The 26,517-nt window shown below is 66.3% G+C and carries 24 protein-coding genes; 14 read left to right on the top strand and 10 right to left on the bottom strand.

The genetic code is table 11. The features are described 5' to 3' along the window. Positions 1 to 10 precede the first annotated feature (10 nt). The 3 genes from phoU (at position 11) to ACODSP_RS22235 (ending at position 2,274) form a co-directional block, all read left to right on the top strand. Positions 11 to 742 carry a phosphate signaling complex protein PhoU gene (phoU, locus tag ACODSP_RS22245; RefSeq protein ID WP_488967732.1) on the top strand — a complete coding sequence of 244 codons (732 nt, stop codon included), beginning with the start codon at positions 11 to 13 and terminating at the stop codon, positions 740 to 742. A 213-nt stretch (positions 743 to 955) separates the two neighbouring features. Continuing rightward, complete coding sequence (locus ACODSP_RS22240; RefSeq protein WP_488967731.1) at positions 956 to 1,441, top strand: PAS domain-containing protein; 486 nt, start codon at positions 956 to 958, stop codon at positions 1,439 to 1,441. A 62-nt stretch (positions 1,442 to 1,503) separates the two neighbouring features. After that, a complete protein-coding gene (locus tag ACODSP_RS22235) occupies positions 1,504 to 2,274 on the top strand; it encodes a hypothetical protein (RefSeq protein ID WP_488967730.1) in 771 nt (256 codons plus the stop codon). A 21-nt stretch (positions 2,275 to 2,295) separates the two neighbouring features. Here the strand turns inward: ACODSP_RS22235 and ACODSP_RS22230 are convergent, their stop codons facing one another. From ACODSP_RS22230 to ACODSP_RS22210, 5 genes are all read right to left on the bottom strand, one after another. After that, the gene (locus ACODSP_RS22230; protein WP_488967729.1) at positions 2,296 to 3,618 is read right to left on the bottom strand and encodes an MFS transporter; all 1,323 of its coding nucleotides are present in this window, start codon (positions 3,616 to 3,618) and stop codon (positions 2,296 to 2,298) included. Positions 3,619 to 3,622: 4 nt separating this feature from the next. After that, positions 3,623 to 4,027, bottom strand: coding sequence for a tellurite resistance TerB family protein (locus ACODSP_RS22225; RefSeq protein WP_488967728.1), 405 nt, complete (start codon positions 4,025 to 4,027; stop codon positions 3,623 to 3,625). Between the two features lie 140 nt (positions 4,028 to 4,167). Then, on the bottom strand, positions 4,168 to 6,705 hold the full coding sequence (locus ACODSP_RS22220) for an ATP-binding protein (RefSeq protein ID WP_488967727.1): 2,538 nt from the start codon (positions 6,703 to 6,705) through the stop codon (positions 4,168 to 4,170). Between the two features lie 129 nt (positions 6,706 to 6,834). Further along, positions 6,835 to 7,278 (bottom strand): iron response transcriptional regulator IrrA, encoded by a 444-nt coding sequence (gene irrA, locus ACODSP_RS22215; protein ID WP_488967726.1) that lies wholly within the window; start codon positions 7,276 to 7,278, stop codon positions 6,835 to 6,837. 105 nt (positions 7,279 to 7,383) lie between these two features. Beyond that, positions 7,384 to 8,568: a hypothetical protein gene (locus tag ACODSP_RS22210; RefSeq protein ID WP_488967725.1), complete on the bottom strand. Its 1,185-nt coding sequence runs from the start codon at positions 8,566 to 8,568 to the stop codon at positions 7,384 to 7,386. 121 nt (positions 8,569 to 8,689) lie between these two features. Between ACODSP_RS22210 and ACODSP_RS22205 the strand changes: the two genes are divergently transcribed. Beyond that, complete coding sequence (locus ACODSP_RS22205) at positions 8,690 to 9,322, top strand: alpha-ketoglutarate-dependent dioxygenase AlkB family protein (RefSeq protein WP_488967724.1); 633 nt, start codon at positions 8,690 to 8,692, stop codon at positions 9,320 to 9,322. Between the two features lie 144 nt (positions 9,323 to 9,466). Here ACODSP_RS22205 and ACODSP_RS22200 read toward each other — a convergent pair whose 3' ends face one another. After that, entirely contained in the window at positions 9,467 to 10,696 is a 1,230-nt protein-coding gene (locus ACODSP_RS22200) for a head GIN domain-containing protein (RefSeq protein WP_488967723.1), read from the bottom strand. Between the two features lie 255 nt (positions 10,697 to 10,951). Here ACODSP_RS22200 and ACODSP_RS22195 point away from each other — a divergent pair, with 255 nt between their 5' ends. Next, positions 10,952 to 11,326, top strand: a complete 375-nt coding sequence (locus tag ACODSP_RS22195; protein ID WP_488967722.1) for a ribbon-helix-helix domain-containing protein — start codon at positions 10,952 to 10,954, stop codon at positions 11,324 to 11,326. Here ACODSP_RS22195 and ACODSP_RS22190 read toward each other — a convergent pair. After that, positions 11,323 to 11,883, bottom strand: a complete 561-nt coding sequence (locus tag ACODSP_RS22190) for an AAA family ATPase (protein ID WP_488967721.1) — start codon at positions 11,881 to 11,883, stop codon at positions 11,323 to 11,325. The two genes, ACODSP_RS22195 and ACODSP_RS22190, sit on opposite strands and share 4 nt — an antisense overlap. Positions 11,884 to 11,983: 100 nt before the next feature. Here ACODSP_RS22190 and ACODSP_RS22185 point away from each other — a divergent pair, with 100 nt between their 5' ends. The 6 genes from ACODSP_RS22185 to ACODSP_RS22160 all read left to right on the top strand — a co-directional run bounded on the left by ACODSP_RS22185 (position 11,984) and on the right by ACODSP_RS22160 (position 19,246). After that, the gene (locus ACODSP_RS22185; RefSeq protein ID WP_488967720.1) at positions 11,984 to 12,886 is read left to right on the top strand and encodes an ABC transporter substrate-binding protein; all 903 of its coding nucleotides are present in this window, start codon (positions 11,984 to 11,986) and stop codon (positions 12,884 to 12,886) included. Further along, complete coding sequence (locus ACODSP_RS22180) at positions 12,883 to 13,869, top strand: FecCD family ABC transporter permease (protein WP_488967719.1); 987 nt, start codon at positions 12,883 to 12,885, stop codon at positions 13,867 to 13,869. Before ACODSP_RS22185 ends, ACODSP_RS22180 begins: the two co-directional genes overlap by 4 nt. A 54-nt stretch (positions 13,870 to 13,923) precedes the next feature. Then, the gene (aguB, locus tag ACODSP_RS22175) at positions 13,924 to 14,802 is read left to right on the top strand and encodes an N-carbamoylputrescine amidase (RefSeq protein ID WP_488967718.1); all 879 of its coding nucleotides are present in this window, start codon (positions 13,924 to 13,926) and stop codon (positions 14,800 to 14,802) included. Positions 14,803 to 14,860: 58 nt separating this feature from the next. Next, entirely contained in the window at positions 14,861 to 17,803 is a 2,943-nt protein-coding gene (locus ACODSP_RS22170; protein ID WP_488967717.1) for an SLBB domain-containing protein, read from the top strand. Then, the gene (locus tag ACODSP_RS22165) at positions 17,803 to 18,576 is read left to right on the top strand and encodes a glycosyltransferase (protein WP_488967716.1); all 774 of its coding nucleotides are present in this window, start codon (positions 17,803 to 17,805) and stop codon (positions 18,574 to 18,576) included. The genes ACODSP_RS22170 and ACODSP_RS22165 overlap by 1 nt, the downstream gene beginning before the upstream one ends. A 196-nt stretch (positions 18,577 to 18,772) precedes the next feature. Then, positions 18,773 to 19,246: a helix-turn-helix domain-containing protein gene (locus ACODSP_RS22160; protein ID WP_488967715.1), complete on the top strand. Its 474-nt coding sequence runs from the start codon at positions 18,773 to 18,775 to the stop codon at positions 19,244 to 19,246. On the opposite strand, the gene ACODSP_RS22155 is transcribed toward ACODSP_RS22160, so the two are convergent. From ACODSP_RS22155 to ACODSP_RS22145, 3 genes are read right to left on the bottom strand one after another with little or no spacing between them, the layout of a single operon-like run. Beyond that, complete coding sequence (locus ACODSP_RS22155) at positions 19,153 to 20,130, bottom strand: glycosyltransferase family 2 protein (protein ID WP_488967714.1); 978 nt, start codon at positions 20,128 to 20,130, stop codon at positions 19,153 to 19,155. The two genes, ACODSP_RS22160 and ACODSP_RS22155, sit on opposite strands and share 94 nt — an antisense overlap. 14 nt (positions 20,131 to 20,144) lie before the next feature. Continuing rightward, positions 20,145 to 21,080 (bottom strand): hypothetical protein, encoded by a 936-nt coding sequence (locus tag ACODSP_RS22150; protein ID WP_488967713.1) that lies wholly within the window; start codon positions 21,078 to 21,080, stop codon positions 20,145 to 20,147. A 40-nt stretch (positions 21,081 to 21,120) separates the two neighbouring features. Further along, positions 21,121 to 22,344 (bottom strand): hypothetical protein, encoded by a 1,224-nt coding sequence (locus ACODSP_RS22145; RefSeq protein ID WP_488967712.1) that lies wholly within the window; start codon positions 22,342 to 22,344, stop codon positions 21,121 to 21,123. Positions 22,345 to 22,434: 90 nt separating this feature from the next. On the opposite strand from ACODSP_RS22145, the gene ACODSP_RS22140 reads away from it, so the two are divergent. The 3 genes from ACODSP_RS22140 (at position 22,435) to ACODSP_RS22130 (ending at position 26,459) form a co-directional block, all read left to right on the top strand. Continuing rightward, complete coding sequence (locus tag ACODSP_RS22140; protein ID WP_488967711.1) at positions 22,435 to 23,568, top strand: succinylglutamate desuccinylase/aspartoacylase family protein; 1,134 nt, start codon at positions 22,435 to 22,437, stop codon at positions 23,566 to 23,568. Positions 23,569 to 23,685: 117 nt separating this feature from the next. Further along, complete coding sequence (trpB, locus tag ACODSP_RS22135) at positions 23,686 to 24,903, top strand: tryptophan synthase subunit beta (protein ID WP_488967710.1); 1,218 nt, start codon at positions 23,686 to 23,688, stop codon at positions 24,901 to 24,903. An 80-nt stretch (positions 24,904 to 24,983) separates the two neighbouring features. Continuing rightward, positions 24,984 to 26,459 (top strand): DNA recombination protein RmuC, encoded by a 1,476-nt coding sequence (locus tag ACODSP_RS22130; protein WP_488967709.1) that lies wholly within the window; start codon positions 24,984 to 24,986, stop codon positions 26,457 to 26,459. Positions 26,460 to 26,517: the final 58 nt, after the last annotated feature.

Raw genomic sequence — 26,517 nt, 5'->3', positions numbered from 1 at the left:
AGCCAGTTCCGTGGACGGAAAAACCAGCATCATCCCCACCCGGCACATCGTGTCCGCCTTCGACGAACAGCTCGACATCCTGCACAATCTGGTGCGGCAGATGGGTGTGCTGGCGGAGCGGCAGATCACGGATGCCGTGGCGGCCATGACCGACCGCGATACCGATCTGGCCAGCCAGGTCATGGCCAAGGACGCCGAGCTGGACGAGCTGGAGCGCAAGGTGGAGGCGCAGACCGTCCGTCTGCTGGCCCTGCGTCATCCCAAGGCCAATGACCTGCGCGATGTCATCGGCGCCCTGCGGGTCGCCAATAATCTGGAGCGAATCGGCGATTTCGCGGCCAATGTCGCCAAGCGCTCCTTCGTGCTGCAAGCCCAGCCGGAAGTGTCGCTGGCCCGCTCCATGCTGCCCATCGGTCGCGCCGTGGCCGACATGCTGGCCACGGTCATGAAGGCCTATGACGAGGATGATGCCGAAACCGCGCTGGCCGTGCGCCGGCGGGATGAAGAGGTGGACCGCGCCTATACGTCGCTGTTCCGCGAACTGCTGACCTACATGATGGAAAGCCCGGCGCGCATCACGGCCTGCACCCATCTGCTGTTCGCGGCCAAGAACCTGGAACGGATCGGCGACCATGCCACCAATATCGCGGAGACCCTGTGCTTTCGCGTGCAGGGCCAGCCCCTGGATGCCGCGCGGCCCAAGGGTGACGGCACCGCCGAAATGACGGTTATGCCGGGCTGATCCAACGGTCAGAATCTTTGACCGTTGGTCCGGCGGCGACCGCCGCCGCGCGGCACGTGCCGCGTGAAGCCAAGCCGCGGATGCGGTGCCGGCGCCTGAGGAGCATATAATACAAGACTTCACGCCTAGACCACTTGCCGACTTGGCAAACTGGGGGGCGCGCACCAATTTCATTTCGGGCGCTGGGGCCGCGGTCGGGAAATCGGTGGCCGAATGAGTGATGCTTTCATCCTGGAACCGGTGGCGGACCGCGCGGCGATGCGCCACCCCTGCCTGCGCCTGCTGTTTGATGCCTGGCTGGCGGCGACACTGCCGGGTCAGAACCTGCCCTGCATTGATGATCTGCTGCCGTCAGCACAGGCCGTTGCTGCCGATCATCTTTGGTGGCTGGAACGGGTGCCGGGTGGCGGCCCGTCGGACTTTATCGGTCGTGGTTTCGGTCGGCAGACCGTTGCCAATTACGGCATTGACCCGACAGGCCGTCATATCAACGAGTATACGCGTCAGCCGGTGTTTGGCCGCATCCTGCGCGTCTTGACCAGTGTGATGGCGGCACAGCAGCCCCACCGTTTCACAGCCGATCAATCGGTGATGTCCAATGGTGCCCTGCATGATGTGGAGGCGCTGGCCTTGCCGGTGGCCGGGCGGGACGGTGCCTTCTGGGGCGTGCTGGGCGCCACGCGGGCACGGGAGCTTTAACCCCTGGCACGGTGGTTGCTTCTCTATTCGGCAAAGCCACCGCTTCAGCCGGATGAACCATCATGAACCGCACCGCCAGCCCCCGCCGCCGCCTTGCCGCCAAAAGCCTTGCTTCCGTGATGGCCATGGCGCTTTGCCTGGGTTTGGCAGGGTGCTCCGCGCGGCCCATGGCGGTTTCCATCCCCATGAAGCCGCAGCCCGTGCTGCAATCGGCGGGGCAGTGGCAGGTGGTGGCAGATGATGTGGCCTCGGCAATTTCAGCCCATCTGGAATTTCAGATGGGCAGGAAGGTGCCGGTGCAGGTCTATATGATGCGCCGCGATGACACCTTATTTGCCGATGCCTTCCTGTCGGCGGTGACGACCCGGCTGGTCCAGCAGGGGCATCTGGTCTCTGTCGATGCCCGGCCCGATGTGGTCGCGGTGGGGATCGATGTGCTGACCGTGAAAAGCAGCGGCCCGCGCATGGCCGCCGATCCATTCCCCGGTCCCCTGACCCTGCTGGCGGCGGGCGTGGGGCTGGCGTCGCACCTGACGGGCGGCGATCTGGCCAAATTCCCCTGGGGCATCTCTGCGGGTGTCGCCGCCGTGGGGCTGGAGGCGCTGAAATCCAAGCCCATGGAAACCGATACCGAAATGATCCTGACCGTGTCGGTGGCGCGCGAAGGCTATTACACCTTCCGCACCAGCGCCGTTTACTATGTGAACAGCGAGGATCTCTGGCATTACAATGGCGATCCGGGCCTGGGTGGACGGCGCAGCGTGAACCTGAATTCCGTGCCGCAGGGTGCCGTGATGTATGACATCGCCGGCAAGCCCTATGTGGTGAAGTAGGATTTGTGGCAGGCGACGGGTTTATCGCCGCTCCTTCACCGTCAGCAGCAGGCCCAGACCCAGCAGGAACAGGACGATCACCGTCGCCATGCCCGCGCGCTGCGTGCCCATGGTCGTGACGGCCAGTCCATAGGCCAGCGGACCCAGCACGCCCACGGCACGTCCCGTCAGGGCATAGATGCCGAAAAATTCCGTTTCCAGCCCCGGCGGGGAGATGCGGGCCATCATGGAGCGGGCGGCGGCCTGCGCCGGGCCGAAGAACAATCCCAGCCCCATGCCCAGCAGCAGCAGCCATTGCTGATCCGGGGTGAAATCCAGCGGCAGGGACAAGGGCGGCGCCCAGGCCCAGGCACCTGTACCGATCAGCACCATGGAGGTGCCGGTGATGATCAGGCCGATCAGGCTGATGATCAGGGTCGGCTTGGCCCCGATCCGGTCATCGGCCCAGGCGAAACCGATGGCGCCCAGGCCGGCGGCCACGTTCAGGGCGATAGCGAACAGGATCAGCTGCGCCTCCACCATGCCGAAGACGATACCGGCATAGATGCCGCCAAAGGCCGTGATGGTATTGATCCCGTCACGCCACAGGGCGCTGGCGATCAGAAAACGCAGCGTATTGGCATGGCGCGGCATGGCGCGGATGGTGGTCAGCAGGCTGGCCCAGCCTTCACGGACCGCCCGCAGCGCCGTCATGCCGGCGTCCGGCACCCGGTCAGGCACCAGCAGGAACAAAGGCAGGGCGAACAACCCGTACCAGATGGCCACCAGGACGGAGGTGGCGCGCACCGGTTCTGCCCCTTCCTTGCTGATCAGGCCGAACAAAGGCGGGTCGGCTTGCAGCAGCAGGACCAGGCACAGTACCAGACAGACCAGCCCGCCCAGATAGCCCACACCCCAGCCCCAGCCCGACACGCGGCCCAGATGGCTGCGCGGCGTGATGACGGGCAGCAGGGCGTTGTAGAAGACGTTCGATAGCTCAAAGGCCGTGCTGGCAATGCCCACGAGCAGCAGGGCCGGCAGCGCATAGGAAGGATCGGGCCGGATCAGCCAGAGCAGGGCCGATCCTACCACGGCGATGGCGGTACAGACGGCCAACCAGGGCTTGATCCGCCCGCCCCGGTCGGCAATAGCCCCCAGAACGGGGGAGAGCAGGGCGATGACCAGCCCGGACAGGCCCAGCATGAAGGCCCAGTCGGCCGAACCCTCATCGGGGTTCGCGGCCACGCCCTTGGTGAAATAGACCGAAAAGACGAAGGTGCCGACGACGGTGTTGAAGGCCGACATGGCCCAGTCATACAGGCACCAGCCCGCGATGGCAGGGGGGCGCAGGCTCTTTGCGTCCATAGTCTTAGGCGACCGTGTAGCGGGCGCGGGCCCCGCGTTCCAGGGCGGCAGCGGTCAGCCGGTCCACATCCAGCCCGTGGCGCAGCATTTCCAGCAGGCGCAATTCCTCCTGGCTGGCGGTACGGTCGGCGGCCACGATCTCACAGGCCAGCATATAGGCGGTTTCCCGCAGCGATTTGGGCAGCGACCGCTTGATCATGGCGATGGCCGCGTCCAGCCCGTCCGGATCGCCCAGGATGTCGGTGCATTCCTGTGCCACCTGCGGCAGCTTGTGCGGGTCGAAATCGGCAAAGACTGGCAGGAAGCGGATATTCTCGCCCATGGCATGCAGTTCCGCGTCGGTCATGTCGCCATCCGATGCCGAGGCCAGCACCATGGCAAAGATCAGGGCGCGGTGATGATCGATCATCCTGTGTTCTCCTGTCGGATAAAGCGCGCGTGCCGTCAGTAGGGTCAAAGCGGACCAGCGCGTCAAGCGGCACGGGGTGGTACGCCATCGGTCAGTATGGACCCGGCCTTAAGCATGGATTGTCGGCAGCCCATCGCCCTTCACCGCATCGGCAGGGGGAAGGGCAGGCCGGCACTTTCGGTCCAGACGATACGCGACGGCGGCAGGGTCAGGGTGACCACCGTCCCCTCCCCGAACACGCTTTCGATGGATAGCCGCCCACCATGCAGTTCGGCCAGACCCTTGGACAGGGTCAGGCCCAGGCCCGTGCCGGGGTTGGAACGGGCATAGACATTATCGACCTGATGGAAGGGCACAAAGACCTTGGACAGGTCCTCTGGCCTGATGCCGATACCGGTATCGCTGACCGCCACGGCCACCCCGCGCGAGGGATCGACGCTGGCTGTCAGTTTTACGGTGCCGCCGGGGGAGGTGAATTTCACGGCGTTCGACATCAGGTTCAGGATGATCTGCTTGAACTTCACATCATCGACCAGGATGGGCGGCATGCCGTCCGCCACCTCCACCACCAGGTTCAGGCGGCGTTCCATGGCGCGGGCCCGCACGATGCGCTCGCACCCGCGCACCAGTTCCTCCATGCCGCAGATCCGTTCCCGCAGTTCCACCCGGCCCGCCTCCATCTTGGACACGTCCAGGATGTCGTTGATCAGGTTCAGCAGGTGGCGGCCCGACGCGATGATATCGCCGGCATAGGCGACGGAACTGGCATTCTGGCCGTTCTTGTCATTGGTCTTCATCTCGCTTTCCAGCACCTCGGCAAAGCCGATAATGGCGTTGAGCGGGGTGCGCAGCTCATGGCTCATATTGGCCAGGAATTCGGACTTGGTACGGCTGCCCAGTTCGGCCTGCGCCTTGGCATGCTCCAGCTGTTCGGCGGCCCGCCGGCTGGTGATGGCCAATGCCGCCAGCTGCACCGCGCGCCGCGCCCGCTCCATCTCCCAGTCATGGGGCTCGCGCACGGCCTCGCCATAGATGGCGAAGGCGCCCAGCGGCTCGCCATCGCCCGACAGGATGGGCAGTGACCAGCAGGATTGCAGCCCCTCCGCCAGGACCACATCCTTGTACAGGTGCCAGCGCGGATCATGGGCGACATCGGTGACGATGACCGGTGCCCGGCGATACAGCGCCGACCCGCAGGACCCCACCTCCGGCCCGATGGCAACCCCTTCATAGACCTCCCGCATGCGCGCGGGAAAGCTGGGCGCGGCGGCGACCGTGATATGCACCCCATCCTCACGCAGCAGCAGGATGGTGCAGCGCGCACCGTCCAGCTGTTCCTCGATCCCCCGGCACAGCGCGTCCAGCACATCTGCCAGCGGCGCACCGGCGGCGGCCATTTCCAGGATGGAACGTTCGACGGTGAGCAGCCGTTCCATGCGCCCCCGCTCCCGGTTTTCCTTGCGCAGCTGCCGGGCATTTTCCTTGAAGACGCGAACGGCGGCCATCATGGCCCCGACCTCTACGCCGACACCCTTGATCTCCGGCAAGGCCACGGCATGGTCGCCGCCGGCCAGGGCGCGCATGGCCTCCGTCATCTGCTGGATGGGCCGCAGCACGCGGTTGCGCACCATCCAGGCGGCAAAGATCAGGGCCACCATGGAAATCAGCAGCTCGAATGCGTCCACCCACAGCTTCTGGCGGGCCAGAAGCCGGTTCTGCTCCGTCGCCATGGCGGCCACGCCGACGGCGGCACCCACCAGATCGCTGGCGGCGTTCAGCAGGCTGGTGCCGTTGCGCAGCAGTTCCGGCATGCGGCCCCGCGCCTCCCCCCGGCTGGCGGCGTCCAGAATGGCTGCGCGCAGCGGCAGGTAGCGCTGGAAGAACGCCGCCTCCATCTGACGCAGGGCTGCCTGCGTCGCCTCTGGGAACATGGCGGGGTCACCCACATCCCGTACCAGCTGCCAGACCTGTTCCACCTGCGCCAGGGAGATGCTGGCCGCCTGCAGGTCGGGCGGGTTGCTGCCACCCGCGATGCGGTACATCTGCCCCATGTCATTGCCGAGCTGGGATCGCAGGCGAATCGTTTCCCGCGTCAGCATTTCCGCCGCCGCCGCTTCCCCACCCAGCGACAGGGCGGGCTTGTTGATCTCTCGCAGCAGGGTCAGCAACGCCGTCAGATAGGATCGGGAGGCATCGCGCCATTCCGCGATCATCAGGGTGTTATCGGTGGGACTGGGCCCCGCCGCCTCCAGTGAGCGACCGTCCTGTAGGCGCGTCAGCAGCGCCTCCATCCCCTCCCGCAACTCCCGGACCCGGGACAGGGCCACCCGCAACGATCCCACATCCTCCGACAGCGAGCTTTCGGTGCCCGTCCGATCCAGCCGATCAAGGGCTGCCAGGGCGGCGCGGTCGGTTTCGTTTCGGTGGCGGTCGATCTGCGGGCGCAGGGCTGCCTCGGGCGCGTTCTGTGTCCGGGCTGCCTCCAGCACCAGATTGATCATCCCGGCTTCGATGCCATGGTCACGGGCCGCCACCAGCAGGTCGCGGCTGACCTGTTTCATATTGGCGATGTCAGCCGCCTGCCGGTATGCCCGCCAGCCCGCCTGCATGTCGATGGCCGTTCCGGCAAGCTGGACGCCGGCCACAAGGGCCAGGCCGCCCATCAATACTCTGCGCATGGAGCCCCCCGCCACTCCGGCACATGGGCGCCGGCTGGGCTTCGAGATGATAGGGGCAGTCTACGTTCGCGCGGGCGGCGTCGCAATATTCGCGATGACCTGCCTAGAAGATTGAAAATGACAGTGAATTCAATCCGCGTCGCGCAGGCGGATGATCACGTCCACGCGCGCCACCTGTGTGCCGTCGGGCAGGCAGGGAAGGTCGGGCAGCACCAGCTTGGTACAGCAGATATCCTGCAAACGGCGGCTATTCTCATGAAAGAAATGGTGATGGTCGTCGATATTGGTATCGAACCAGGTGCTGCCCGCTTCCACCACCACCTCCCGCAGCAGGCCCGCATCGCGGAACTGGTTCAGGGTGTTGTAGACGGTGGCCAGCGACACCTTCACCCCCGTCGCCACCGCCTCGGCATGCAGCTGTTCGGCGGTGACATGGCGGTTGCCGCACCGGAACAGCAGGCTGGCCAGATCGACCCGCTGCCGCGTGGGGCGCAGGCCGGCACCGCACAGCCGGCTCATGATCCGGCAGGGTTCGTCCGGAACGGCATTATGGCGGGACAGGCTGTCGGGCATTGCGGGGGCGGTGCAGTCGGTTGGGGGAAACGACAGCCGACATGTGGGGTAGGATCACCCGGTTTGACAAGGGGCTATGACGAAGATCACAGCTGCGCTGAATTTCTACGCCCGGCCGATGGGGCCGCCCTCGTCCCCGCCATCCTCGTCCTCGTCATCCTCGTCGATATCGAGGTCGTCGTCATCATCGAGGCTGTCGAGAAGGTCGTCATCATCCAGCAGATCGGCCAGGCTGAACCCGTCCGACAACTCGTCTTCTTCCTCGTGGATTTCCGTGCTGTCGGTGATGCCGACCACGGCCCGGCGGATTTCCTGCTCCAGCATGGCCAGGGTCGTGCGTTCCAGGTCACCCCCTCGGGAGGATTGCGGGAAGGCGAAGCTGAACAGCGCGACAGTGGTCTTGCCCTCCAGCGCGGCCCCGCGCATCCACAGGAAGAAGCGCAGCTGCTCGCCATCCTCCTCCCCGTCGGTAACGAACCTTGCCATCACCTCCCCGTCGGGCAGCCATTCCACCGACCCTTCGCCCACGCGCCCGTCGGGACCATCAGCGAACTGTTCGGCGGTCTGGCGCAGGACGGCGCGGGCCAGGATTTCCCCGTCATCGCCCGTATGGTCGAACTGATGCATGGCGACGCGCAGGGTGCCGGCCCCGTCCAGCTCGCGGTGGAACAGGGTCAGGTCACCCTCCAGCAGGGTCTGCCAATCCCAGGGCAGGCGGAAGCGCACACTGTCCCCATGCCAGACATTGCGCATGGTGACGCGCTGTACCGGACCCTGGACGGGGCCGGGATGGAACTTGATGCGCGCCGCCTCTTCCCCCAGCCGGTCGATCAGGTCGGACAGTTCGGGGTCGGCGGCGCTGTCGCCGGGCACCAGCAATTGCAGGGTGACCACGCGGACATGGTCGGGCGGCTGGAAATCCGCCACCTTCCAGACGAAAATCTGCCGGTCGGGCGGCTGGGCCACGGCATAGGCGATCCAATGCCGTTCATCGGCATCGTCAGGCCCCTCGCCCGTCTCCATCGAGGGCAGGATGCCGCGCGGCAGCACATTCTCCCGGTCCAGATACTGGATTGCCTCTTCCGCCCGCACACCATAGGGGTTGCGGTAGGTGACGATGGAGATCAGGAGATCGACCGGGTGGGGGCCTGGCGATTGAAAGGCCAGCCCGCCATCGTCACGCGACAGCCGCTGCCAGCTTGACGGAACCCGCAAGCTGACCAGACCGCCGCGCAGGGCGACGGGGTTCCAGTCTGCACTATGCTCGCTATCGAAGGTTTCGTCTCTCATAAGGGGGAATCTAGGCGCGTTGGGCCGCTGAGTCTATGATTGGCGCGTGACACTGTCATGTCCGTACGCTTTTTTGAGGCCGCGCGACCCGCGCGACACGCAGGGCAGGGGGATAACGGGCATGGTGGCCATGGCGGAAGGTTTCCGGATCCTGCCCGGATATTTGGATCGCGATGGGCAAAAGTCCATCCTGTCCCTGGTCGATGCCATCGCGCAGCAGGCGCCCTTCAGCCGCTATGTCATGCCGCGCACGGGCCGGCCCTTCTCCATCGACATGACCAATGCCGGCAGCCAGGGCTGGATCGCGGACCGGCAGAGCTACCGCTATTCCCCTGTCCATCCGGTCACGGGCCGGCCCTGGCCCGCCATCCCCGATGCGCTGCTGGCCCTGTGGCGCGATCTGACATTCTATGGTCATGACCCGGAATGCTGCCTGATCAACTATTATCAGGGGGAAGGCGCGAAGCTGTCGCTGCACCGGGACGAGGATGAGGAGGCGATGGACGCCCCGATCCTGAACATCTCCCTGGGCGATACCGGGATTTTCCGTCTGGGCGGCCCGGCGCGCAGCGACCCGACCCGGTCATTTCCGGTGGAAAGCGGAACGGTGATGATCTTCGCTGGCCCGTCGCGCCTCTATTACCACGGTGTGGACCGGCTGCGCGTCGGGTCGTCCCGCCTACTGCCACAGGGCGGGCGCCTGAACCTGACCCTGCGGCGGGTGACCGTGCCTTATATGAACTGCCCCCGTTGAAGGCCGGTTGCCGTAGGTCGTGGGTGAGGCGCATGCCGAACCCCGACATTCAATGGCACTGTCGCTTGTCGGGGTTCGCTTGGCGCTCACCCGCGACCTACGGAGCGGGGCAGCATCAGTTCTTTCGGTCTACCGAAAACAGCTTCAACGCGACAGTTCCACCTTGCCGGGGCCGACATGATAAATTTTCGGCGTGCCGCTATGTCCGGCCAGGCTGACGCGGCCGGGGCCGGTCATCAGGACGCGGGGGTCCTTGGCCTTGCCGTTGAAATCAACGGTGCCGGGACCGGTGACGCCGATGGCCATGCTGTCCACCTGTCCACCGCCGATGGTCAGGGTGCCGGGGCCGGGTATGGCGGCCCCCAGACTGCCGGCCAGCATGCCTACCTTGATGTCGCCGGGGCCCGGCATGGATACGGACAGCCCCTCTGATATGGTGCCCAGCTTCACGGCGCCATTGCCGTTCACTTCCAGGGCGGCAGTGCCGACATTGCCCATGCGCACTTCGCCGTCGCCCGACAGTTGCACACCGACCAGCCCCTTCACATCGCCGACCGATACGGTCCCTGACTGCGTGATACGCACCCGTGCCGACTCCAGCGCCCCCAGCTTCATCTCGCCATTGGCCAGTTCCAGGCGGGCAGGGGCCCCAAGGTCGCCGTCCACCGTCAGGTCACCTGTGAAATTATTGACCAGCAGCGGCGTGCCGCGCGGGACCGACAGTTCCAGGGTGACGTCGGGCTGGCTCTGCGGTCCCGGCCCGGTGATCCACAGCACCCCGTCATCAATGGACAGGTTGTAGCGCTTGCGGCTGTTCTCCAGCGTGAACAGAACGCCATCGGCGGCGTCATCCACCACCTTGATCCGCACCGATCCCATCACGCCGGCCAGCCGCACGCCGGACGGCGCCTCGGCCATGGCCGTGATGCGGTTGGTGCCGTCATCGGCGGTGGTGCGGTCCAGATAGCGGATATCCCCGTCGCGGCGCCCCTTGTTGCGGTCGGCCTTGGCGGTCGCGGCCTTGGCGGCGGCGTCGATCTGTTCGGAAACCGACCGGGTGATGGCGCCCATATCGACGGCCCGCCCGTCGCCCATCTCCATCCGGCGGGCCTTTTCGGCCATCCGTTCGGCCACCCGGTCCTGTACCCGTTCGGCAATGCGGTCATCCACATTCACGCGGATGCCGTTATCGCCAAACGACATCTCGATCTTGTGGCCCAGCTTGGCCAGCTTGTCCCCCGATCCCGCCACCGGATCACCCGCCACCAGCGCCCAGCCCACCGTACCTGCCAGCACCACAATGGCGGCAACGCCGCCCAGTGGCACACCGGGCTTCAGGCGGGGGCGGGAGGAAAGGGGCTGGTAGGCGGGCATGGGCGGACCTCAAGAACACGGAAGGGCGGCGATCTGATGTGCCCATCATAGCGTCTGTGCCGTCCCTGTCTTCCGCCGTTTCCCACCTGCAACAAATTTGGGGCCGCCTGTTACAAACGGCGGCGGTGCAGAAAAGAGCGTGGGTGCAGGACTGCGTTGTCATAATACCTTCTACAACCCATTGTGTCCTACAAGTGGGTTCAATATGTTCCTTGCAACTGATGACCTAATTGAACAATAGGACAGACGGTTCCCATGGCCGCCAAGCGTCGTCCCCCCATCAATCCCGAAGATACAGCGCCCGAATCCATGCGGGCGGTGTGCCGCAATGTCGTGGTGGCGGGGAAACGCACGAGTGTCCGAATGGAACCGCTGCTGTGGGACAGTCTGGCCGATATCAGCCGGCGTGAGGGACAGTCGCTGAACGACATCGTCACGATGATCGATGGACGCCGGGGCGACAGCGCCCTGACGGCGGCGCTGCGCATTTTCATCCTGTCCTATTTCCGTACCGCGTCCGACGCGCCGTCGAACCCGCCCGGCCTGGCGGAGGAACAGACTCCGTTCGGCACCACCGCCGACTATTCCCGCGTCTTCCGCAAGGCGCTGGAAATCTTTGACGAGGCTTAACGACAGACGCGGTCGCGGATCAGCAGGGCCAGCATCTCCGTCCCGGCCATCGGGCTGGCATGCAGCAGCCGGTCGGGCGCCACGTAAAGCCGGCACAGCCCCTCCACCACCGTCTGGAAATGCAGCTGCATCCAGGGATTGGTAGACCGCACGCCGTCCGCCGCAACGGGCCGCTCGCCCCAGGGCAGCAGCACCACCAGATCGTAATCGGCCATGGCGCAGACGGCGCGGGCCAGCAACGCCTCCGTTGCCGCCGGATCATCCACGGCAAAGCCATTCACCAGCCAGAAGGACGCCATGTCCAGCGGCGTGCGGTCGGTGACCAGACCGTCCTGTGCCCGTGCCAGATCCAGGGCCAGATCGTCGGCATCACCCGCGATCATGCGGCGATGGCCGTCACGCGACAGGGCGTGGGGATCAAACCCGGCCATCAGCCGGTCGCGCATCGCCTCCCGCCGCACGGGCAGATGCAGCAGGTCGGATACGGCATCGGCCAAGCTGGTTTTGCCTGTGCCGGCACTGCCGGTGATCCCGATGCGTGGCCGCCGTTCCATCATCGACGCCTCCCCCCGCCTTGCCCGTTCCGTCGCAACCGCACTATGCACTATAAAGTCGCGCCCGCCGGTTCATCGGCGGTCCGGGTCCAAGGATAGCATCGTGCCAACCAAGCCCGCCGCCAATCCCCGCGAAAGGCGGGGGTCCACCGGCCTTATCCTCTTCGGTCTGCTCTGTGTCGCCATAATGGCGGCCATGTCGCCGATTGCGGCGAAAGCGGGGCCGGCGCGGGTCGTATCGCTGAACCTCTGCACCGATCAGCTTGTGCTGGCGCTGTTGCCGCGCGAACGGATCGCTGCCCTGTCCTTCCTGGCTGCCGATCCCGGCCTGTCGGCCCTGGCGGATCAGGTAGGCTCCATTCCGCTGGTACAGGGCATGGCCGAGGAGGTGCTACCCCTGAAACCCGATCTGGTACTGGTCGGCACCCATACGACGCGCCCCACCGTGGCTCTGCTGCGCGCGCGCGGCGTGCCGGTGATGGAGGTGGGGCTGGTCAATGATTTCGACGGTATCCGGGCGCAGATCCGCACCATCGCCGCCGCCCTGGACGTGGCCGCGAAGGGGGAGGAACTGATCGCCCGCATGGATGCCACCCTGGCGGCGGCAGCGCCTTCGGCGGCGGATGCACGCCGTCTTCGCGTGCTGTCGCTGGCGCCTGGTGCCTTTACGGCGGGGGCGGGCACCCTGTCCGATGCGGTCATGCGCGCCGCCGGCCTGACAAACTACGCCGCCGGCAAGGGCCTGAACGGCTATGGCTATCTGCCGGTCGAAACGGTGGCCGCCGATCCGCCCGACCTTCTGATCGCCAATAGTGATGAAAGGGGCCATCCCTCCCTGAATGGGCAGGTGCTGACCCATCCCGCCCTGTCCCGTGCCGTCCCTGCCACGGCCCGACCGACGGTTCCGGGCAAGCTCTGGACCTGCGGGGGGCCCTTTACCGCCGATGCCGTGGCCCTGCTGGCCGCCGCCCGTAACCGGCTGCTTTCAATCCGGGTGTCACCATGATCCGCGTCGTGCCCTTTCTGCTGTTTGCAGCCCTTCTCCTGTTCTTCGTGGCCTCGCTGGCTGTGGGGCCGGCGGCGGTGTCGCTGCCGCTGGCCATCCGCGACTGGTGGGGGGGCGGGGATGGCACTGCGGCGGTGATCTTCGCCGATATCCGGCTGCCGCGCGCCCTGCTGGGGGCCGGTATCGGCGCGGTCCTGGGCCTGTCGGGTGCGGCGCTGCAGGGCCTGCTGCGCAATCCGCTGGCCGAACCCGGTGTCATCGGCGTTTCGGCCAGCGCCGGTTTGGGCGCCGTTATTGCCTTTTATTCAGGCGCCAGTCTGGTGTTCCCACTGGCCCTGCCCATGGGCGGCATGGCGGGCGCCTTGATCGCCGTCACCCTGCTCTATCTGCTGGCTGGTCGGCAGGCCTCGGTCCTGACCCTGATCCTGGCCGGGGTTGCTATTTCCAGCCTGGCTGGCGCGCTCACCTCTCTCGCTCTGTCGCTGTCGCCCAACCCGTTTGCCCTGACGGAGATCGTGTTCTGGATGTTGGGCTCGCTGGCCGACCGTTCCATGAACCATGTCGCCGTGGCGGCGCCCTTCATGGGGCTGGGTGCCATCCTGCTGCTGCTGTCGGGCCGGGGGCTGGACGCCCTGTCGCTGGGGGAGGGGACGGCGCAATCCATGGGCTTCAGTCCGCGCCGCACCGGCATCCTGGTCATTCTGGGCACGGCCCTGGCGGTGGGGGCGGCGGTCGCCGTTGCCGGCGCCATCGGCTTCATCGGCCTGATCGTGCCGCATCTGCTGCGCCCGCTGGCCGGCGCGCAGCCATCGCGCCTGCTGCCCTTGTCGGCGCTGGGCGGGGCGGCCCTGCTGCTGGCGGCGGATACGGCCCTGCGTCTGGGCGGGCCGGGGCCGGAACTGAAACTGGGGGTCGTCACGGCCTTGCTGGGGGCGCCCTTCTTCCTGGCGCTGGTGTTGAAGACGCGCACAAGGGTCATGTGACCGGCTGGTGAAACTTGGCTATGCTGGGACAACCGCACCGGAAGGATGGACAAGATGCGCAAGGTAAGTGTCGCCGCCACGCAGTTTGCATGCAGCTGGGACCGCGACGCCAACATCGCCAAGGCAGAGGACCTGATCCGCAAGGCCCATGGACAGGGTGCGCAGATCATCCTGATCCAGGAGCTGTTCGAAGCCCCCTATTTCTGCCAGGACCAGAAGCCGGAATATTTCGAACTGGCGGCCCCGGCGGACAATAACCGCCTGATCCAGCATTTCCAGGCACTGGCCAGGGAACTGTCGGTGGTCCTGCCCCTGTCCTTCTTTGAGAAGGCCAACACCGCCCACTATAACTCGCTGGTCACCATCGATGCCGATGGCTCCATCCTGGGGCTGTACCGGAAAAGCCATATCCCCGATGGTCCGGGCTATCAGGAAAAGTTCTATTTCAGCCCCGGCGACACAGGCTTCCAGACCTATCAGACCCGCTATGCCCGCATCGGCACGGCCATCTGCTGGGACCAATGGTTCCCGGAAGCCGCCCGCGTCATGGCCTTGCAGGGGGCGGAGCTGCTGTTCTATCCCACGGCCATCGGGTCGGAACCGCAGGATGATACGCTGGACAGCCGCGACCATTGGCAGCGCGTGATGCAGGGGCATTCAGGCGCCAACCTGATGCCCGTCATCGCCAGCAACCGCATCGGGAAAGAGACGTTCGAGACGGGCAGCATCACCTTCTACGGTTCCTCCTTCATCACCGATTGCAAGGGCGCGAAGCTGGTGGAGGCGGACCGGACATCGCAAGCGGTGCTGGTGCAGGATTTCGACCTGGACGCCATCGCCCGCATCCGTGCCGGCTGGGGTGTGTTCCGCGACCGTCGACCGTCGCTTTACGCCCCCATCCTGTCGCTGGATGGCAGCCTGCGCCACGGCTGAGCTATTTTCATCGTCTGAATATATGTGTAAACCATGAGTCCTACAGCCTTTAGGACTCATGACCATTCTTCGCCATATCAACGCGCTGCTTCTGCTGCTGTTTTTCTCCGCCGGTGCGGTATGGGCCGCCCCGGTGGAAACGTTGCCTGGACGCGTGGAGGCACTGTACAGCCAGCGCGCAGGTGAAATGTTGCGCCTGTTCGGGCGGGACCTGTTCGCGGGTTCCCTGCCGGATGATGGCCCCGCCCTGGGGTCGGTGGGCGATGATTACCGGCTGGGTCCCGGCGATGAACTCTCGGTCCTGCTGCGCGGGCAGGTGTCACGCAGCAGCCGTCACCGCATCGGCGCCGATGGAATGCTGCTGATCCAGGATCTGCGCCCCATCGCGGCGGCGGGGCAGACGCTGGGTGCCGTGAAAGCGGAGTTGGACGCCGCCATAGCCGCCACCCATGTGCAGACCCAGGCCTTCCTGTCGGTCCTGTCGCTGCGCCGTGTCGGGGTGCTGGTCCTGGGACAGGTGGCCCGACCGGGGCGGCAGTCGCTTCCCGCCTATGCCACGGCGCTGGATGCGTTGATGGCGGCGGGCGGGGTGCTACCCGACGGGTCGCTCCGCGCCATCCGCCTGCTGCGGCCAGGGGCCGAGCCTGTGACCGTCGATCTCTATGACCTGCTGGTCAGCGGGGAAGGGGCGGCGGCGGACCTGCTGGTCGATGGGACCCGGCTGGTGGTGCCGCCCCTGGGGCCGACGGTGGCCATTGCCGGATCGGTGAAACGCCCCGGTATCTATGAACTGCCGCCCGGTAGCGGTGCTGTCACAGGGCCGGATGATACGTCCGACCTTCTGACGCTGGCCGGCGGTGCGCTCCGTCCGGGCCGTGACCGTTCCACCCTGTTGCGTCAGGGGCCGGACGGGGCGGAACGCCCGCAGCGGGTCAGCATTACTGACCCGCTGCGCCTGCGTGATGGCGACCTGCTGCTGCATATGCCCGACGGTGGGGCACGGGCCGGCAGCGTCACCCTGTCGGGGGCCGTGGCGGAACCGGGGGAACGGACGCTGACCGATGGCATGCGTCTGGCCGATCTGGTGGACCGCGCCATGCTGCCGCCCGACGCCTATCTGCCGCTGACGGTTCTGCTGCGCCGGACGGGCGCCGGTGGTTCCCCGCAGATGCGGGCGCTGGATCTGTCCGCCCTGCTGTCGGGGCGGGAGGGGGAGATGGCGCGTGACGGCGACCGGTTGGTGGTGCTGTCGGCTGCGGATGTCGCTTTCCTGCGGGGGCGATCCGTCCTGTCGCTGCTGTCGGGGCAGGCGCCGGACCCGACCGATCTGTCGGTCTGTGCCGGTTTGGCCGCCCTTGCCGCCGCCCTGTCGGCTGATCCGGATGGATCGCTGGCCGCCGGCCCCCTGGCCCACGCCGCCAGGGGGGTGGAGGGGCCACCTCTGCCATGCCCGCCTTTGTTCCAGGCTGATGGCGACCTTGTGCCCTTCCTGCTGCGCCAATCGGTCTTCATGCGGCGCGGCAGCCTGCGCCCCGGACCCTATCCGGTTGCCGGCCCCACGTCGCTGGCCAGCCTTGCTCCATTGTCTGGCGGTAATCATGACGGCAAGACCACGGCCAGTCCCGGACAGGTGGCCGATCCCGAGGGCGATGGCGTGCTGCTGTCCGGTCCGGTGCGCCAGCCCGGCTTGCGCTCCGTCGGTGGGGAGGGGTTGAGCCTGCGCGCCCTGCTATCCGGCCCCGGTGCGCCGCTGCCCGATGCCTATGGCCTTGTCGCGCTGCTTGAACGTACCGACCCCGCCGGTGCCGGGCGCCGACCCAGCCTCTTTGCCCCGGCGGAGGTGGTGGAAGGACGGTTTGACCTGCGTCTGCGTGATGGCGACCGTGTCACCCTGTTCTTGCGGGAGGAGGTGATGCGTCCGGCATCCGCCCCCACCGAACCGGATGTGCCCGACCCGTTGCCCCCCGACATCCGCGCCTTGCTGTCGGAACGGGCCGTGGCTCTGCGCGGCGGGGTGATGATGCCGGGGGAGTACCCCGTGGCGGGGCCGGTGCCCCTGTCGCTGCTGCTGCGGACTGGCGGCGGTCTGAAGCCGGAAGGCGATGCGGAGCGGCTGGAACTGCTGCCGCCACCCGTCCCGCCGCGTGGGCGCGATGATGGGGACACGCTGGGCGCCATGCCCCGCACCCTGACCGGCGGGGCCACGGCCAGCACCCTGATCCCGCCGGGTGCCGCCATCCGTGTCGGCCTGAAACAGCGGCCACAGGAACGGCGCGGCATCCTGCTGGCGGGGGAGGTGGCGGAACCCGGCACCTATGATCTGGCGCCGGGAGAGACGCTGTCCATGCTGCTGGACCGGGCCGGTGGTCTGACGGAGGACGCGTATCCCGCCGGCATCATCTTCACCCGTGAAAGCGCGCGGCTGGCTGAGGAGGAAGGGTTGCGCCGCACCGCGCGGGAACTGGACCGGCAGTTGGGCCAGATGCTGGGCGGCAAGAACCCGCCGGACCCGGCCCGTGTCGAACTGGCCCGCCAGCTGGCCGCCGACCTGCGCAGCACCAATGCACTTGGCCGCATCACGGTGGAGGCCAATCCAGCCGTGCTGGGCGACCGCCCCGAGCTGGACATGCCGTTGCAGCCGGGCGACCGTATCCATATTCCCCGCCGCCCCCTGACGGTGACGGTGTCGGGAGAGGTGCTGGCGCCGGCCTCCCTGCTGTTCGATCCGGACAAGAAGCCCGAGGATTATCTGCGTGAAGCGGGCGGCCTGACGCGGTTTGCCGATGATGACCGCATCTTCATCATCCATCCCAATGGGGCCGCCGAACCGCTGGAAAGCGGCTGGCTGACCCATCAGGTGCCGACATTGACACCCGGCTCCATGATCGTGGTTCCGCGCGATGCCGAACCGTTTGAATGGCTGCCGCTGACCCAGAGCATCACGACGATCCTGAGCCAGATCGCCTTCAGCGCCGCCGCCATTGCGGCCATCAGCAACTGATGGGCTTCCCGCTGCTGTCCATCATCACGGTGGTCCGCGACGATCCGGCGGGCCTTGCCGCCACCCGTGACAGTCTGGCCGCCCAGGTCTGGCAGGGGTTTGAATGGCTGGTCGCCGATGGCGGCTCCGCCCCCGCTACGCTGGCGGTGCTGAACACGCCCGGCCCCGTGCCGCACTGGCTGGACAGCCGACCTGATGGCGGGCCGTTTGCCGGCATGGACCGGGCCATGGCGGTGGCGCGGGGGGATTACCTGCTGTTCTTGAATGCCGGTGACAGCTTGGCCGATGCAGCCGTGCTGGTCGATCTTCTCCCCCACCTGACCGCCTGTCCCGACCTGCTGTACGGCGACAGTCTGGAGGATCCGGGCGATGGGGTGATGCGGGTGAAGCCGTCGCGGCACTGGCGCTGGGCCTTCTACGGCATGCCCGCGCACCACTGTGCCATCCTTTACCGCCGTACCCTGGTGGCGGATTTGCGGATGGACCAGGGCTATCGCATCGCGGGCGATTATGCCTTTACCCTGGCCGCCCTGCGCCGCGTCGGCTCCGTCATCCGCTTGCCCTGTGTCATCGCCCGCTTCGCCCCCGGCGGCCTGTCGCGTCGCCATGCGGCGCTGGGCCGGGCAGAGCAATTCCGCATTCGCCGCAGCGTTCTTGGTGTTTGCGCTACCGTTGCTGGCGCCATATGGCTGCTACAAATTGTCGCATCCGCCATCCGTGGTATATCCCCAAGTGGGTATGCCTTCTGGCGATTCCGGGGGCCTGCCGCCTGAGAGTTAATGGGATTGAATTTGTTAACATCGCATTTACATAGCAAAATCAATAGTTAAGCGTTTCCCGATTGAATACCACCATTAACCATTCAGCCCTCCAATGGTCACAACCCACTACAACCGTCCGTATTGGAGCGGGGGCTCTAGACCTCTATATGTAGCGAAAGACCGCTATCCGGTGCGAAGGAGTCCCGAAATGCTTGAAAAAAGAAACCCGTCAAAGTCGGGCCTGGCACAGGCCTATTCCCTGTCCAAGCGCGGTGAAGGCCCCAATCCGATCGATATCCATGTCGGTCAGCGCCTGCGCCTGCGCCGCACCTTGCTGGGGCTCAGCCAGGAAACCCTGGGTGAGGCCGTGGGTATCACCTTCCAGCAGCTTCAAAAGTATGAGCGCGGGGCCAACCGCATCAGCGCCAGCCGGCTGTTCAACCTGTCTCAGGTTCTGGGCGTGCCCGTGACCTTCTTCTTCGACGATCTGCCGGCCTCCGAATCCTCCCTGGTGCCGGACGAGCCCAGCGAGACGCAGGAGTTCGAGAGCATGGCCCGGCGTGAGACGCTGGAACTGGTCCGTGCCTATTACCGCATCCCGGAAGATGCCGTGCGCCGCCGCACGTTCGAGCTGGTGAAGACGCTGGCCGGCGACGGCGAGGACAGCGCCAAGGCCGGCTGATCCACCGGTTCCGATCTCAATGCCCCGGATAGTTCGGGCTGGCTGGCTGCATCCCGTGCGGCCAGCCAGTCGCGTTTTAGGTCGATGGACCAGTAATAGAACAGGCGCGATAGGGCATGGTGCAGACCGGCTTTGCCATCCAGAAACCCCAAATGCCAGACATAGGCGTGCAGGAAGGCCAGCCAGGGCCGCCCTGGCACCCGCGCCAGCAGGCGTTTTGCCAGGCGCCGCCATCCGCGTTCCCCGGCCAGAAGGGCGGGCACCGCCCCGCCGCCATGCGCCAGTTCCGCCTCCCAGTCCGAATAGCGGTTATGCCGGTCGAACCAGTCTGCGGGCGGCTTCTTATCGGCGTGGATCATGAAGTTATGCAGGCGACCGACCGGTCCATCCACCATGGGCTGGTAATGTCCCTCCACCTCCCACATGCGGGTCACATGCAGGTCGGGACAGACCGGAAAGCGCGTACGCCGCCGGTCCATCAATGCGATCTTGCGATAGGGTGTTCCATGCCGCAGAACCCGGCCCAGCCATAAGGGTCGGCTGTCGATGAAATAGGCCGCCGCCTGTGGTCCCCGCCGCATCAGATCCCCGATCTCTGCAACCAGTTGGGGAGTGACCTGTTCATCCGCATCGATGAACAGCACCCAATCATGGCGTATGCCGGCATGGCTCAGTGACCATTGTTTCTTTTTCGGATACGTGCCGTTCCAACGAAACTGGACCAGTTCCGCCCCGTTGGCGGCGGCGATCACGGCGGTCGAATCGGTGCTGTGGCTATCCACGACAAGCACCTGCGCGAATCGGGACAGGGGCGTGAGGCAAGCGCCGATATTGGCTGCCTCGTTTCGGGTCATGATGATGATTGTCACGGGGATAGCGGGCATATCCACTGTTTCCATCAAAGCCCCCGCCGGTATCCATGCCGTGCCGCCACCGCGAACAGGCCCAGCCCAAGCCCGGCCAGCGTCCCCGCCGGGATCAGCGGCACCGGGTTGGGCCAGTCGGCCAGGGCGGCGGCGGCGGGCGGTTCCAGAAGGTCGGCGGCATAGGGCAGGCCGACATCCAGCATCATCAGCATCTCTTCCTGTTCCGTCACCATGCCCGACAGAAGGCGGGAGCGGTCCAGGTTGGCGATCCCGGACAGGCGCCCGTTCACATGCGTCATCTCGGCCCGCAATCGCCGTTCAGCCTCCGCCCGCAGATGCGCCTCCGCGGCGGCGTGCAGGCGGGTCAGCAGCAGCAGGGCGAAATCCCGCTCCTCATGCCGATAGACCAGCCGCCGCAACGGCCCGCCGCTGACCGATTCGATGGCCAGGTATTTCTTGAGGTGGCGCGACAGGTCCACCGCATCGGGCGGGGACCAGACGGCATGCCCGGCCAGCCAGCGCAACCCGCGCACCAGCATGGAACCCGGCCCCGTTGGTGGACGCCATCGCCCCGCTTCCGCATCCCAGGCATCCTCGAACAGGCGATGCATCAGTTCCTGATCCTGGACCAGACGTTCGGCGACAGGCACGGAGGTCAGCAGCGCCAGATAGCGGGAGAAGTCGCTGACCAGTTCCTCCGCCGATCCCTGTTCGGCAATACCACGCCCGGCGGCGGGCGACAGGGCTGGGGCGCGGGGCCCCATGGCCGCCGGCCCGCTGCGCCCTGTGGGGCCCACGATCAGGCTGGCCGTATAGCGCGGGGTGACCAGATGCAGGGCCAGAATGGTCAGCGTCAACCCCGCACAGGCGCACAGAAGCAGGTGCCGCCACTGTCCCGCCAGTGCGCGCAGCATGTCCCCCATGGCGGAGGATGGCATGTTCAGCCGGCTGGCGACGCTGTCTGGCATCGGTCAACGCCTGCACTTGTGTTCATCCGATGCGAGAATGTCAGATGTCACTTCTCCCGTAAAGGCTGGCATGGGATCGACCGGCAACCAGAGAAAGGAGAATGGAGAAGCAGAGATACTTGAAACTGGTGTGCAAGAATGCGCCCAGCAGCAGCGATGGTGCCACGGCCAGAAGCAGCATGGGCATGTCACGCGCGGCGCGTGCAGCCATACCCGCCAGCAGTCCGGCCAGTATCACCACCAGCGCCAGCCCCGTCGCCCCCAGCTTCAAAAGGAAGTAGCTGGCGGCGCTGTGGGTGTAGGATACGCGCCACCAGCCGACAGCCGGATTGGCGACCAGGGCGCCCCAGCCGTCACCGATCAGGAAGGCCAGCGGATCGCGTCCCACCTGGTCCAGCACGGCGATGAATTCGTCGACGCGGTTGTTTAGACCCACGCTTTCCGTCTTGTCGGCCAGAAGTTCCGCCACGCCGGCCACCCGCGTGCCGACAAAGGCCAGCAGCAGCAAGGCCAGCAGGGAAGTGGCAACGAACCAGAACGGATGCCGCCACAGGCGGATACCCATGCCGGTTCCCAGCGCCAGCAAGGACAGGCCAAGCCCCGCCCGGTGCAGGGTTGCCGCCAGGGCCAGCAGGCAGCACAGGCTGCCCGATGCGGCGAGTGCTGCCTGTGCCTGCTCCACCCACCGCCGGGGCCGTGCCAGGAACCAGCCCGTGGCGCGCAGGCCCAGCCAGACGGCGGCGAACGGCACCAGCGCGCTGTTCAGCAGATAATAGCGCCCCTCCCCCAGTGGAGAGGTGCCCAGGGAGGACAGGGCCATCCCCGCATCCCACCACCAGCGCAGAGTGAAGATCACCCCTGCCAGCGCGACGATATCGGCCAGCCTGTCGGCGCGATCCGTCGGAAGTTGCCCCAGGCGCGGGGCCAGCAGCAGCGGCAGGGCCAGGAACAGCATGGGCACGATGTCGCGCATCATGTCCGTCAGGCCCCAGCCGTTCCATAGGCCGCGGACCAGTCCCTGCCATAACAGCCAGACCAGGATGGCCGATCCCGCCGCCATCACCGCCGGTCCGCGTGCCAGCATCTGTCCTGATAAGAACCGCCAGGGGGTCCCGATCCCCACCATGCAGGCGATCCCCGCAAAGACCAGCAGTTCCTGCGGACGGATGCCCGGTGGGGCCGGGGCGGAGGCAGCACCATAGGCCAGGATGGACAGGGCGAAAGCCCATAGCCGCCAATCCACCCCGCCCCCTACCCGCATCACGCGACCCTGCATCCGGTTTTGCGCCAAACCCATCATGACATGGCAATGGCGCTGGACAAGGGGGGGCTGGCGGGATCAAAAATCACGCCCATGACACACCAGACCGACATCATCACCCTGCCTCATGGCCGCCCCGGCACCGCGCGGCGCCTGACCATCCACCGGTTCGGGTCCGGCAGCGGCCCCAAGGCCTATATCCAGGCCGGTCTGCATGCCGGCGAATTGCCGGGTATGGTCGTGGCCCGTCATCTGTTGGATCATCTGATCCGTCTGGATGGGGAAGGCAGGATCAAGGGGCAGGTGGTGCTGGTGCCCATGGCCAATCCCATCGGGCTGGATCAGGTGCTGCTGGGCGGCCATGTCGGTCGCTTCGATCTGGCCAGCGGGGTGAATTTCAACCGCGCCTTCGCCGATCTGGGCGATACGGTTGCCGATGCTGTGCGGCCCGGCGATCTGGGGCCGGATGCCGACGCCAACCGCCGCTGGCTTCAGCGGGCACTGGCCAGGGCCGCCGCCGCGTTGCAGCCCCGGACGGAGGCTGATGCCCTGCGCAGGCTGCTGCTGTCCCACGCCGTCGATGCCGATTACGTGCTCGACCTGCATTGCGACAGCGAGGCGGTGATGCATCTCTACACCACGCCCGCCTGCTGGCCTTTGGGTGTGGCCGATCTGGCGGCGCGGCTGGATGCCAGGGCCGTGTTCCTGGCCGATCGGTCGGGTGGGGAGCCATTTGACGAGGTCTGTTCCACCCCCTGGGACCGGCTGCGCGCCCGTCATGGCGGGCCGGACAAGCCCATTCCCGTGGGCTGTTCCGCCGTGACCGTGGAATTGCGGGGGGAGGCGGATGTGGATGATGGGCTGGCCGCCGCCGATGCCGCCGCCCTGATCGACCATCTCTGCTGGCGCGGTATCATAGACGCCCCGGCCCCCGCCATGCCCGACCGCTCTGACCTTGCCACCCCGCTGGCCGGGGTGGACCGGGTCCGTGCGCCGGTGGGCGGCATTGCCCTTTATCATGTCAGCCTGGGTGACCGGGTGCGGGCCGGCGATCATGTCGCCACCATCCTGGACCCGGCCAGTGGTGAACGCCACCCCTGCTACGCCACCTCTGACGGATTGGTCTGGTCGCGGACCCAGTGCCGCTATGCCGGGCCCAATGACATTCTGCTTTGCATTGCGGGGCGGCAGGTGCTGGTCACCTCGGGTCCGCTGCTGACCGCGTAACTTTATTGCCTGCGAATTCGCGGCCACGCCATGACGTGGCGTGCCGCCTCGCGGGCTTGGAAAAGGCCGCAGGGCGGTCTAGTTTCCCCCGACATCTTTCGTCATCCAGGCAGCGTCATGAACAAGCCCCTGAACAGCTATCGTAACGGTCCCGACGAACATGGCCATTTCGGCATTTTCGGGGGACGTTTCGTCGCCGAAACGCTGATGCCGCTGATCCTGGAAGTGGAAAAGGCCTATGAGGCGGCCAAGGCCGACCCGGAATTCCACGCCGAACTTGCCCATCATCTGAAGCATTATGTGGGCCGTCCCAGCCCGCTTTACTTTGCCAAGCGCCTGACCGAGGAGCTGGGCGGGGCCAAGATCTATTTCAAGCGCGACGAGCTGAACCATACCGGCGCGCACAAGATCAACAACTGCATGGGCCAGATCCTGCTGGCCAAGCGCATGGGCAAGAAGCGCATCATCGCGGAGACGGGTGCGGGCCAGCATGGCGTGGCCACGGCCACCGTCTGTGCCCTGATGGGCCTACCCTGCGTCGTCTATATGGGCGCCACCGACATTGCGCGCCAGGCGCCCAACGTGTTCCGCATGAAGCTGCTGGGGGCAGAAGTGCGCCCCGTGACCAGCGGGGCAGGCACCCTGAAGGACGCGATGAATGACGCGCTGCGCGACTGGGTGACGAATGTGGAAGACACCTTCTACATCATCGGCACCGCCGCCGGCCCGCACCCGTACCCGGCCATGGTCCGCGATTTCCAATCCATCATCGGGCGCGAAACCCGCGAACAGATGCTGGAAGCCGAAGGCCGCCTGCCCGACATGCTGGTCGCCTGCATCGGCGGCGGGTCCAATGCTATCGGCCTGTTCCATGATTTCCTGGACGAACCGACGGTGCGCATGGTGGCGGTGGAGGCCGGCGGCCATGGTCTGGATGTGCCCAACGGCCACGCCGCCAGCCTGAAGGGCGGTCGTCCCGGCGTCCTGCATGGCAACCGCACCTATCTTCTGCAGGATGATGACGGCCAGATCCTGGAAGGCCATTCCATCTCCGCCGGTCTGGATTATCCCGGCATCGGCCCGGAACATTCCTGGCTGCATGAGGTGGGTCGCGTCGATTATGTCAGCGCGACCGACCGCGAGGCGCTGGACGCGTTCCAGTTGCTGGCCCGGACAGAGGGTATCCTGCCGGCGCTCGAACCCAGCCACGCGCTGGCCGCCGTGAAGCGCATTGCGCCGACCCTTTCCAAGGACACGCTGCTGGTCATGAATCTCTGCGGCCGTGGCGACAAAGACATCTTCACCGTGGGCAAGGAACTGGGCGTCGCGCTGTAACGGGTGTTCGTTCCTGACTTGTTCTCATTTGGCGTGTGGGCTATGCTCCGTCACTGACTTTGTGACGGAGGCTGCTGCCCGTGCCGCTTGACCTGATTTCGCTGCTGGCCGGCGCCCTGGCGGGTGCGGTGATCGCGTTTCTCTGGCAGCGTCAGGGGACAGCGACCTTGCGCGCCGAACGCGCGGCCCTGCTGGCCGACCGGGAGCGGGATCGCCACCATATCGGAGAATTGCGGGGCGAGCTGGCGCAGCGTGACGGGTTGCTGGCCGACCTACGCCGACAGTTAAATGCCGAATCGACACGGCGGGCGGGGGCGGAGGCAGAGGCGGCGCGCCTGCCCCGGCTGGAAGAAGCGCTGGCCGTGGCCCGCGATGAGCAGGCGGACTTGCAGACCGCGCTTGCCGAGACGCGCACCGCCCTTGACCATGAACGCCGTACCCATGCCGACAAGCTGGCCCTGCTGGATCAGGCGCAACTGCGGCTGGCCGATGCGTTCAAGGCCCTGTCGGCGGACGCGCTGTCGGCCAATAACCGCGAATTCCTGACCCTGGCCCAGGCGCAGTTTGACCGGTTCGGGGAGGTGGCGAAGGGCGATCTGGAAAAGCGCAGCGCCGCCATCGACGCCCTGGTCACCCCCATCCGCGAGCATCTGTCCAAGTTCGGGGAAGCGGTTCAGGGCATTGAGCAGGCGCGTATCGGCGCCTATACGGAGCTGAAAACCCAGGTCGCCCATCTGATGGAAAGCCAGGGACAGTTGCGAGCGGAAACCGGCAATCTGGTGAAGGCGCTGCGCAGCCCGGCCACGCGCGGGCGCTGGGGCGAGATCCAGTTGAAGCGTGTGGTCGAAATGGCCGGGATGCTGGACCATTGCGATTTCCATGAACAGGCCAGCGTCAACAATGCCGACGGCAACCGCCTGCGCCCCGACCTGATCGTGCGGCTACCGGGGGGCAAAAGCATCGTGGTGGATGCCAAGGCCCCGCTGGAGGCATTCCTGGACGCTACCCATGCCGCCGATGATGAGGCGCGGTCGGCCCATCTGTCCCGCCATGCCCGGCATATCCGCGACCACATGAAGGCGCTGGGCGAGAAACGCTACTGGGCGCAGTTCGATCCGGCCCCGGAATTCGTGGTGCTGTTCCTGCCGGGGGAGAATTTCTTCTCCGCCGCCCTGGAACAGGACCCCGCCCTGATCGAGGCCGGGATAGACCAGTCGGTGATCCCCGCCACGCCCACCACCCTGATTGCGCTGCTGCGGGCCGTGTCCTATGGCTGGCGGCAGGAGGCGCTGGCCCGCAATGCGCAGGCTATCAGCCAGTTAGGCCGCGAACTGCACGAACGGCTGTCGACCATGGCCGACCACATGGCCAAGGTGGGCAAGGGGCTGGGCGGGGCGGTCAATAGCTACAACGCCGCTGTCGCATCATTGGAAACCCGCGTCATGGTGACGGCGCGGCGGTTCAAGGAACTGAAAGCCACGGCGGGCGGCGACCTGCCGGAACTGGTGCAGCTGGATCAGGTGCCAAGATTGCCGCTGCCGGAGGGAGAGGGGTGAGGGAGCGTCGCTCCCTCACCCCTCTCCCTCCCTCTCCCACAATCGTGGGGGCGGGGCG

It is taken from the genome of Niveispirillum sp. FG156 (assembly GCF_057809555.1).
The sequence above is the reverse complement of the archived record's forward strand: the minus strand, read 5'-3'. Positions and strand labels throughout refer to the sequence as shown.